Origin of the sequence: Enterococcus sp. DIV1298c (genome assembly GCF_017316315.1) — a bacterium.
GTDB classification, from domain to species: Bacteria; Bacillota; Bacilli; order Lactobacillales; family Enterococcaceae; genus Enterococcus_B; species Enterococcus_B mangumiae.
In genome coordinates, this window is sequence record NZ_JAFLWG010000060.1 from 26,597 (window position 1) to 35,777 (window position 9,181).

Below are 9,181 nucleotides of genomic sequence, written 5' to 3' on the forward strand. Positions count from 1 at the left end.
GATGAGAACAGATTTTTTATGGGGCGGTAGTATCGCAGCCCATCAAAGCGAAGGTGGATGGGATCAAGGTGGAAAAGGAATTTCCAATATGGATCTCGTGACGAAAGGAACTCGTGACACACCACGAGAAATCCACAAAGAACTGGAAGAAGGATTCATTTATCCTTCTCATACGGGGATTGATTTTTATCACCGTTACAAAGAAGATATTCAACTATTTGCGGAAATGGGATTTACAGCACTAAGAATCTCAATCGATTGGACACGGATTTTTCCGAACGGTGATGATCCTGAACCAAATGAACAAGGCTTGAACTTTTATGAAAATGTAGTAGACACTTTACTTGCACATGGTATTGAACCGATCATCACATTCTTTCATTTTGAATTACCAGCTAACTTGATCGAAAAATACCAAGGTTGGACGAGTCGCAAACTAGTTGCTTTATTTGAAAAGTATGCTAAAACACTGTTTGAACGTCTGAACGGCAAAGTGACATATTGGGCAACATTCAATGAAATCAATCATTTGGACCCGAACTCAAAAGCTGCGGAATTTTTTACGTACTACATTTCTGGTCTTAAGTTTGAAGAACTTGAAAATCCAAAACAAGCAATCGCACAAATTGCTTACAATACGGCACTTGCTAGTGCAAAAGTCGTTAAGCTGGGACATCAAATCAATCCCGAATTCAAAATTGGGTGTGTCTTTGGTATCAATCCGCAATATCCAGAAACGTGTAAACCAGAAACGATGTTAAACAACTTGTTGGAAAATGAAAAAGAATTGTATCAAATGGATGTAATGTGTCGTGGCAAATTTCCACAATACAAATTAAAAGAGTTTTCAGCACAAGGTATCGTGATCGAACAACATGAAACGGATGCGAAATATTTCCAACAAGGAACGATCGACTATATTGGCTTGAATTATTATATGTCCAGTGTCACTCCGAATGAACAAAAAGAGAACGAAGCATTCTTTGGTGGCATCCAAAATCAATATCTCGAACTGTCAGACTGGGGCTGGGCCATTGACTCCGTTGGCTTACGTTATACGATGAACTGGTTGTACAGAAGATACCAATTGCCGCTAATGATCACTGAAAACGGGCTAGGTGCTGAAGACGTATTAGAGCCAGGAAATATTGTTAATGATGACTATCGGATCGATTATCTCAACCTCCATATTTCTGAAATGAAAAAAGCAATCACCGAAGATTATGTCGAATGTCTCGGTTATCTCTCTTGGGGACCAATCGACCTAGTTAGCGCTTCTACCGGCGAAATGTCAAAACGGTATGGATTTATCTATGTTGACTTGGATGATGAAGGAAAAGGCACCGGCAACAGATACAAAAAGAAATCGTTTGACTGGTATAAAAGAGTGATTGAAACAAACGGAACAGAATGATAAATAGAAAGAGCCCCAAAAATTGGAAGAATAATTTTTGGGGCTCTTATCTTTTTTATAGAGATGTTGCTTCTAAGGTATTAAGCATTAACTAAAAAATGTATTAATAAAAGCGATAAAAACGACGAATACAGGTATTGACCATGAAAAATCAGTCGTTTTATCAAGGATTTTATTTGACGAATGGTTGAACATTTTTAAAATTACTTGAATTAGGCAATAACCTAAAATCATCCCTAGTACATTTGAAGTTAAATCATCGATATCTGTTGCTCTAGCTACCGTAAACAGTTGACTCAGTTCAATCAATAAAGAAGTGCAAAAGCCAAATAAAAGAGAATAACTGAATTTTCTATACGTGGGACTAATTAACGGACATAAAAATCCGATTGGTATAAAACAAATAATATTGAGAAGATATCCTGTATTTATTCCATCGATGAAAGGAACAAGATTGATATTCGGATTGAAAATATTTTCGCCGAACCCACAGATCCTGTTTAATCCATAAAGCGTAGGAACACCGAATACGTTGAAGAATGTGATACTCATATAATAAAATAATAGAAGTGCTGATAGAATGCTTACCAATTTAAAAGAACCTTTGTTTTTTCTGGTGAACCAAAATAAAAAACTTGCCAAAATTAATAGTCCTACCAAGAATACAGGTTTTAAAGTCAAGATATCTACGATAGATTCCCAGAATCCGATTTGTTGTATCATCTTTTTCGCCTTCTTTCCTTAAGTGAATGATTATTTAGTCTGTATAATCATCTCAGAGAAGGAGACGCTAGCCATCAGCCTGTAGACTTATTTTAGGAGTGATATGAGCGTGCTGATAAACTGGTAAATGATACAAGATGAAGCGAGTTGGTACTAAATGATAATTATGATACGTAGAAACGATTGATAAAAAATGATTAAATAGCAAAATATAGCCCTAGATACTTATTGAATTCCAGTATATTAGGGCTGTTTTTGTGTGCGTATAAGACTGAAAGTGTTCGTATACGACGTAGATGATTCTTATCCAAACGATTTTAATTTAAATAGGAAAAAATTACGTATAGTAATAATGAATGAAGTAGATGGGGGTAAATAAATAGAAGTACAGAGAGAAAATACTATCAAGTATTACATTAATAATAGACAGCCATCACTTATCTAATTGAAAGGACAAAAATTATGGGATTAATCTATTCAGCCACCGAATCTTCTAACTTAATAAGTAATATGACCACTAATTTATCACTTGCTCGTACAACGATCGACCAACTACGAACAGGTAGCCAACAAATTGTTCAAGCAGTTGACGGAAAAACACTCTCCGGAGCAGCTTATCAAGCCGGTAAAGGACTGTTTTCTGAATTGATCATTCCTACAGTCAATCGGGTAAACAATGCGGTACAAGGAATTCAATCAGATCTGAATCTTTACTCCGCCGCGCATCAAATCGTTTCTAGTGAAGGATACTTGGACGAAGAGAATTTAAGCGGACAGATTCGTGCTAAATCATTTGCTAAACAATCGATTGAAAACCATGCGCAGACGATCAGACACATCGCTAATATAAGCATCTTACCAGGCATCACAGAAATGCTGACCGACTTCCATCGCAACCTGATGAGAATGTCAGACAGCCTACAAGAAGACATCTACAAGTTGCAACGCAAACAGCAAAAACTCAATGCCTTTAACTCTCAAACCAGTGGACTGTTCAACAACAGTCTACTGGAATTAAAACTCGCCATGCAAAGTGTCTTAGTCCTGAATCAAACTACCGTAAAGGCAGATGGAAGTTATACATTGCCGAAAGGGGTGGATGGAAGTTGGTTCGAGAAGTACAAACCAAACGGACAGACATTGCTGGAAGAATCTTCAACTAATGCCTTCTTAGAACTGTATGCGGAAATTGAAAAATTAGTTCAACCTCTAAAAGAAGGGAAAACCCATGCAATCAAACGACTTGAAATGTTGCTCAGAAATTATCCTGATGCATTAGTAAACAAGCTGGCATCCAACGATGAATTTTGGATGCTTACCAATTATCTACCTTCGGGTATGAAAACTAGATTATTTAGTTTTCTTACAAAATACGAAATGTTAGGTAAAACTGTTGCTCAAGGAAAATGGATTCCTAAAATCGATACGATAGGTAAGGCCTATCAAAATTTTACTAAGTTTACCTCGCCCGTAAAAACCTACGTCAGCGAAGGCTTGAAGAACTCCCATTTGATACAAGGAGCTAAAAAATGGGGTATCGCCAAAGGAATAGGAACGGCAGGCCAAGTAGCTACTTATGCACAATTAGGTGTGACATTTGTTTCAAGTGCAGTAAATGAGTATGGAAAAACAGGTAGTGTAGGAAAAGCAGTAAAGGGCGGAGGGATTGATATGGTTAAAAGTATAGGACCGTTGGAGGGGATGACTATAGGCGCTAAAATCGGTGGGGTTGTGGGGACTATTGTACCAGGAGCAGGTAATGCTACTGGCGCTTTTGTAGGCTGTGTTGTTGGAGGGCTTTTTGGTTTAGGAAATTCAATTGTACAGTCAATATGGCCCGACAGATATGATAAATGGAAGAATTCAGTTTATCAAAAAGAAGATAATAAAAAAAGTAACAATAAATTAGAGTTGGATAATTTTAAGTTAAGAAGTATAAACTGGAATGTTAGTGCTTCTGGAAAACCTTTTGGTAAAAAACTGAATTCTGTATATATACCTAGTTATAGAGGAGTAGGACAATGAATATCAAAAGATTTTTTTCAGCTACTTTTGAGGAAAGTTTACATTTAGAAGATGATCGTTTTGTTAAAGATTTGTATGCTGGTATTAAGATACAAGAGCAAGAGAAAAGAAACCTTCATCCTCTATTTCAATTAATTATTTATATACTTATGATTTTACTTATCTACGGATTTTACTACTTAATTAATTCTTGGATGGAAAATGAAGTGTTACATCAATTATTTAAGGAACCAAAAGTTAATTTTGTTTCAATACCTATTTTTTGGTTTGGTTTGTTGATATTTTCAATAATTAGTATTTTTATGATCACTAAGATGAATGATGGAACGAGATTTTACTTTATTTTTATTAATTTAAACATCTACATGATTTGGCTGATGCTAAGCATAAATTTGTTCTTCATTACATTCTTTATCGAACCACTTACGATTTTTGGCATACTTATTTTAATTTTGTTTCAGATTTTAAGTGGTTATATCATTTTTGAGAAAAAATTGTATGGTCTTGCTAAACAATTATTCGGTAACCACGAGTCAAAAAATCAATTTTCAAAATTTATTGAAAGAATAATCACCTTTAGCTATAAACTTGGTGGAATCTTTTGGGCCATAATACTACTTTTAAATTTTATTTTTCCTAGTGGACTAAATGATTCCTCGGATATTACTACTATTTCAAGTACCGTAATAATGTGGATGATTGTAAATATCAGTTTTACTGCAGCAGAGGTGCATATTTCCTTTCCGTATTTATTGTATGGATACTATAAAAATAAGTTTCAAGAAGAGTATCGTGAGTGGGAAGGGAAAGGGCAATTAGAATGGTATGGAGAGAAATATTTCAACAAGCATATCAAAGGAACAGCCAAAGAAATAAAAGAGAAGAACTAGCCTAAAATTTTTGGTATCAACGTCTATCTAAATATAAATTTTGGCTTGAATATTAAAATGAATAGCCTTAATCTGATAAATCTTTTCTTATTCTAATGAATAACATATGAAATTTTTGCATGTTTTTTAACAAATTCTTGTCCTTTTACCTTACACTTACATGATAGGAATGCCTATCAAGAGCTTTGTTTTATTAAAATAAAAAACGTTAGATAAATCAACGAATGTTACAGTGTCATCAGTTTTTTATAATATAAATGAATGCCATTTTAAAAAACAGAAAATAATATATTTTTGTTGAAAGTAAGGTGTTTTGTAGCTCTTTTCGCTTGATTTTCGTATATCTTTTATGAAACCCATATGTTAAAGTATTGGCGGAGATACTTTTGTTGGTATAGCTAAAATTTTCCAAAAGATAAATGATTGAATAAAAGTAAATTTAAAAATAAATAGCCGATTAGATGTCAGGGAAAGAGGTGAAAGTCCTCTACAGACCTACCTACTGTAAGGGGGATGAAACCAACATGACCACAGAGCATTCTGGAAGGGTTGGGAGTAAAAAGAAGCCAAGTCAGGAGACCGGTCTAACGGCAATGATGTTCTTTTGTAGGAGAAAGATCAAGCGTTTTGTTGTGCGATGGATCAAACTGTCTTCTCCTGTAAAAGGAAAGGCAGTTTTTTATTACTTTTAAAAGAGTTTGCTTGATAAGGGTATGGAAATGAAAGGGCTATCGTAAACAAAGTGATCACTGGGAAAAGTAAAAATGAGTCAAGGAAAGTGGGAATAGATGATGAAAAAATTATCGAAATTAGTTGCTGTGTTGGGATTGAGCGTAGTCTTTGGTTTAAGTGCTTGTTCAAATAATAATGATCAAACAAGCGGAACAGCAGAAACAACAACAGCTTCAGAAGTTGCTCTACCAACAAAAGATCGTGGTGGCGAAGAAATCGAGATTCCAGAAGAAGTAGATAAGATGGTTTCTCTAGTACCTTCAGTAACACAAGTGATCGATGATCTAGGACGTAAAGATCAATTAGTAGCTGTTGACACACAAAGCCCAGCAATGACGAAAGATATCGATGAGTTGCCACAAATCGATATGATGGCTGTGGATGCAGAAACATTGATTTCGTTGAACCCACAAGTGATCTATGTTTCAGATATTAGTCTACATGGCTCTGAAAACGTTTGGTCACAAGTAAAAGATGCAGGAATTACTGTCGTAAATATTCCAACTAGTAATACCATTGAAGATATTGCTTTGGATGTCCAATTTATCGCTGACACTTTAAAAGAGCATGAAAAAGGACAAGAATTAGTCGATACAATGAACAAAGAGATCGATGAGATCAAAGAAATTGGCGAAACGATTACAGATAAGAAAAAAGTATTATTTGAAATCAGTGCATTACCTGAAATTTATAGCTTTGGTAAAGGCGTTTACTTGAATGAAATGATTGAACTTGTCGGTGCAGAAAATGTATTTGCAGATCAAGAAAGCTGGATTCCAGTAACAGAAGAAGCGGCGATTGCTAGCAAGCCAGACGTGATTTTGACAAACGTGAATTACTTGGATGATGCAGTGCAAGAAATCTTAGATCGTGAAAGTTGGAAAGACGTGCCAGCGGTGAAAAATGAAGCGGTATACTACATCGATAACGCTGCGAGTTCTTTACCTAACCATCATATGACAAAAGCCCTAAAAGAAATGGCTTTAGCAATCTACCCTGATGAATACAAATCGTTGGAAAATGAATAAACAAAGTCGGTTGCTGATAGCAGTTGTCTTAAGTATCATCGTAGTATTCTTTGGGATCAAAATCGGAAGTGTATCCATTCCTTTTGATATCTTGATCCAAGCATTATTTTCAAAAGGAGACAAACAGCTAGATGCAACGATCGTCACCATTCTTTGGCAGGTTCGCCTGCCGAGAGTGGTTTTGGCGTTTCTTGTAGGTGCTGCGTTGGCTGTAAGTGGAACAGTCATGCAATCCCTTTTAGGCAATCCATTGGCTTCTGCCTATACGCTAGGTGTGTCATCAGGGGCATCACTTGGCGCTGCGTTGATCATTGTCTCAGGGATCACTTTACCGTTGTTCCCGAATTTTACATTACCTCTGACAGGCTTTATTTTTGGTTTAGCAACTGTTTTTATTGTCTTGATGATGAGTCAAAGATTGGATCAGCAATTATCGAACCAAACAGTTATTTTAGTGGGAATGGTCATGACCTTATTTGTGGGCGCGATGTTAACGATCGTCACGGCATTATTCAAAGACCATTTACAGCAATTAGTCTTCTGGCAAATGGGTAGCTTTTCAGGAAGTACTTGGGCAAAAATCCAAATCTTTTTACCCATTTTACTGATCGGGACTCTCGCTCTATGGTTTTCTGCTAGTAGCTTAGATGTGTTATCTTTAGGTGAAGAAGAAGCAATGATTTCTGGTGTAGATGTCCGAACGATCAAGTTATGGGTCATGGTGCTTGCAGCATTGCTTGCAGGAAGTGCGGTTTCATTTGTCGGCGTGATCGGATTTGTTGACTTGATTGCCCCTCACGTCATCCGCCGCTATTTCGGGGCCAGTCATCGCTGGGTCATTCCAGGAGCAGCACTGTTAGGTGGTAGTATGATGGTCGTCGGTGATACGATTTCTCGAACGCTATTATCTCCCCAAGAAATCCCGATCGGCGCTGTCACCGCATTGATCGGTGCGCCATTTTTTGCCTATGTTTATTTCAAACGAAAGTGAGTGTTTTACAACTATGAAAGATATTTATCGCAGCCCATATGAGGCTTATCCATTTTTAGCAGACGATGCAGATGATTTACGATGTGATTATGAATTACACACCGATCGCTTATCGTCAGAAATCGGCTTGTTGCGCGCAAAATGTGCAAACTCTCCTTTTTACGAGGAGTTAGAGAAAATCGGTGAATTCGTTTACCATGCCAATGCATGCGTGCGTACAAAAATGACGATCACACAAGAAGAAATCGCCTGGTTAAAGAGTCGTGTCGATGAATTGAATGCAGAAAGAACAAACCAAAGCGGACCATTCTTCTTACCTCAAGGAAGCGAACGAGGCGCATTAGCACATATCTTACGTGTCGATTGTAAAGTAATCGTTCGTTTGTTGTACCGCCATCTTTATCAAGGCAAAAAAGTCGATTCAGGTTTGCTAGACTTCTTTAATTTATTGTCTGGTTATTTCTTCATGATTGCGATGAAATTCAACCGAGAAGACGAGGTAACAGAAATTCCTTTTGTCAGCAGAAATTACCGCTAAAGGAGGAAAAGTGATGACCTTGAAGCTATCGCAAGTCACAGCTGGCTATGGCTCAGTAAAAATCATCAAAGAAGTCTCCTTTGAGCTGAAAAAAGGTGAGAACCTATGTATCCTAGGACCTAATGGCTATGGCAAGACGACCGTATTGAAATCAATTGCGGGCATTCTTTCCTACGAAGGATCAATCACGATCGATGGAAAAGAAGTCCGTACAATGAAACGCAAAGAAGCTGCACGCAAAGTCGCCTTACTCAGCCAGTTTTCAACCATTGCCTTTGATTACACCGTCTATGAAACCGTCATGATGGGGCGTTATACGCACATCAAACAAGGACTATGGTCAGTCACGACAGCAGAAGACCGAGAAAAAGTCATGGAATGTCTGGAACTAACCAATCTGTTAGAATTGAAAGACCACCCAGTCAACCAACTTTCTGGTGGCCAAAAGCAACGCGTCTTCCTTGCCAAAGTATTAGCACAAGACCCAGATATCCTATTATTAGATGAACCCAATAATCATCTAGATATCAAACACCAACTCGAACTCATCGGCTATTTAAAAGACTGGGGCAAGAACCAAGACAAAACAATCATTGGAGTCTTCCACGACATCCGCTTAGCCCTGTCATTAAGTGATCAAGTCCTATTCATGAAAGCAGGCCAAATCATCAAGCAAGGCCCATTTCTGGAAACAGCTTCAAGGAAACTACTCAAAGATATCTTTGATGTGGATCTAGTGAAGCATTTTCAGGAGCAGAGTGAGATTTGGGAGAAGTTGGGGGAAGGGTAAGGAAAAGTACAAAAGTTGATATGTAAAAAAACTGGCTCTTTGTCAATAAG

General features: G+C 37.2%; 8 protein-coding genes and 1 riboswitch. Of the genes, 7 read left to right on the forward strand and 1 reads right to left on the reverse strand.

What is annotated here, in order from left to right; genetic code table 11:
• Nucleotide 1 precedes the first annotated feature (1 nt).
• Complete coding sequence (locus tag JZO83_RS12925; protein ID WP_207116009.1) at nt 2-1,414, forward strand: family 1 glycosylhydrolase; 1,413 nt, start codon at nt 2-4, stop codon at nt 1,412-1,414.
• 87 nt (nt 1,415-1,501) lie between these two features.
• On the opposite strand, the gene JZO83_RS12930 is transcribed toward JZO83_RS12925, so the two are convergent.
• The gene (locus JZO83_RS12930) at nt 1,502-2,137 is read right to left on the reverse strand and encodes a VanZ family protein (RefSeq protein ID WP_207116010.1); all 636 of its coding nucleotides are present in this window, start codon (nt 2,135-2,137) and stop codon (nt 1,502-1,504) included.
• A 462-nt stretch (nt 2,138-2,599) separates the two neighbouring features.
• Here JZO83_RS12930 and JZO83_RS12935 point away from each other — a divergent pair, with 462 nt between their 5' ends.
• The 6 genes from JZO83_RS12935 (at nt 2,600) to JZO83_RS12960 (ending at nt 9,131) form a co-directional block, all read left to right on the forward strand.
• Nucleotides 2,600-4,162, forward strand: coding sequence for a hypothetical protein (locus JZO83_RS12935; RefSeq protein ID WP_207116011.1), 1,563 nt, complete (start codon nt 2,600-2,602; stop codon nt 4,160-4,162).
• Nucleotides 4,159-5,052, forward strand: a complete 894-nt coding sequence (locus JZO83_RS12940) for a hypothetical protein (protein WP_207116012.1) — start codon at nt 4,159-4,161, stop codon at nt 5,050-5,052. Before JZO83_RS12935 ends, JZO83_RS12940 begins: the two co-directional genes overlap by 4 nt.
• A gap of 442 nt (nt 5,053-5,494) precedes the next feature.
• Nucleotides 5,495-5,655: riboswitch (cobalamin riboswitch) on the forward strand.
• 188 nt (nt 5,656-5,843) lie between these two features.
• The gene (locus tag JZO83_RS12945) at nt 5,844-6,812 is read left to right on the forward strand and encodes an ABC transporter substrate-binding protein (protein ID WP_207116017.1); all 969 of its coding nucleotides are present in this window, start codon (nt 5,844-5,846) and stop codon (nt 6,810-6,812) included.
• Entirely contained in the window at nt 6,805-7,803 is a 999-nt protein-coding gene (locus JZO83_RS12950; RefSeq protein WP_207116016.1) for an iron ABC transporter permease, read from the forward strand. Before JZO83_RS12945 ends, JZO83_RS12950 begins: the two co-directional genes overlap by 8 nt.
• 13 nt (nt 7,804-7,816) lie before the next feature.
• On the forward strand, nt 7,817-8,341 hold the full coding sequence (locus tag JZO83_RS12955; protein WP_207116013.1) for an ATP:cob(I)alamin adenosyltransferase: 525 nt from the start codon (nt 7,817-7,819) through the stop codon (nt 8,339-8,341).
• A gap of 13 nt (nt 8,342-8,354) precedes the next feature.
• Nucleotides 8,355-9,131, forward strand: a complete 777-nt coding sequence (locus JZO83_RS12960) for an ABC transporter ATP-binding protein (protein WP_207116014.1) — start codon at nt 8,355-8,357, stop codon at nt 9,129-9,131.
• Nucleotides 9,132-9,181 lie beyond the last annotated feature (50 nt).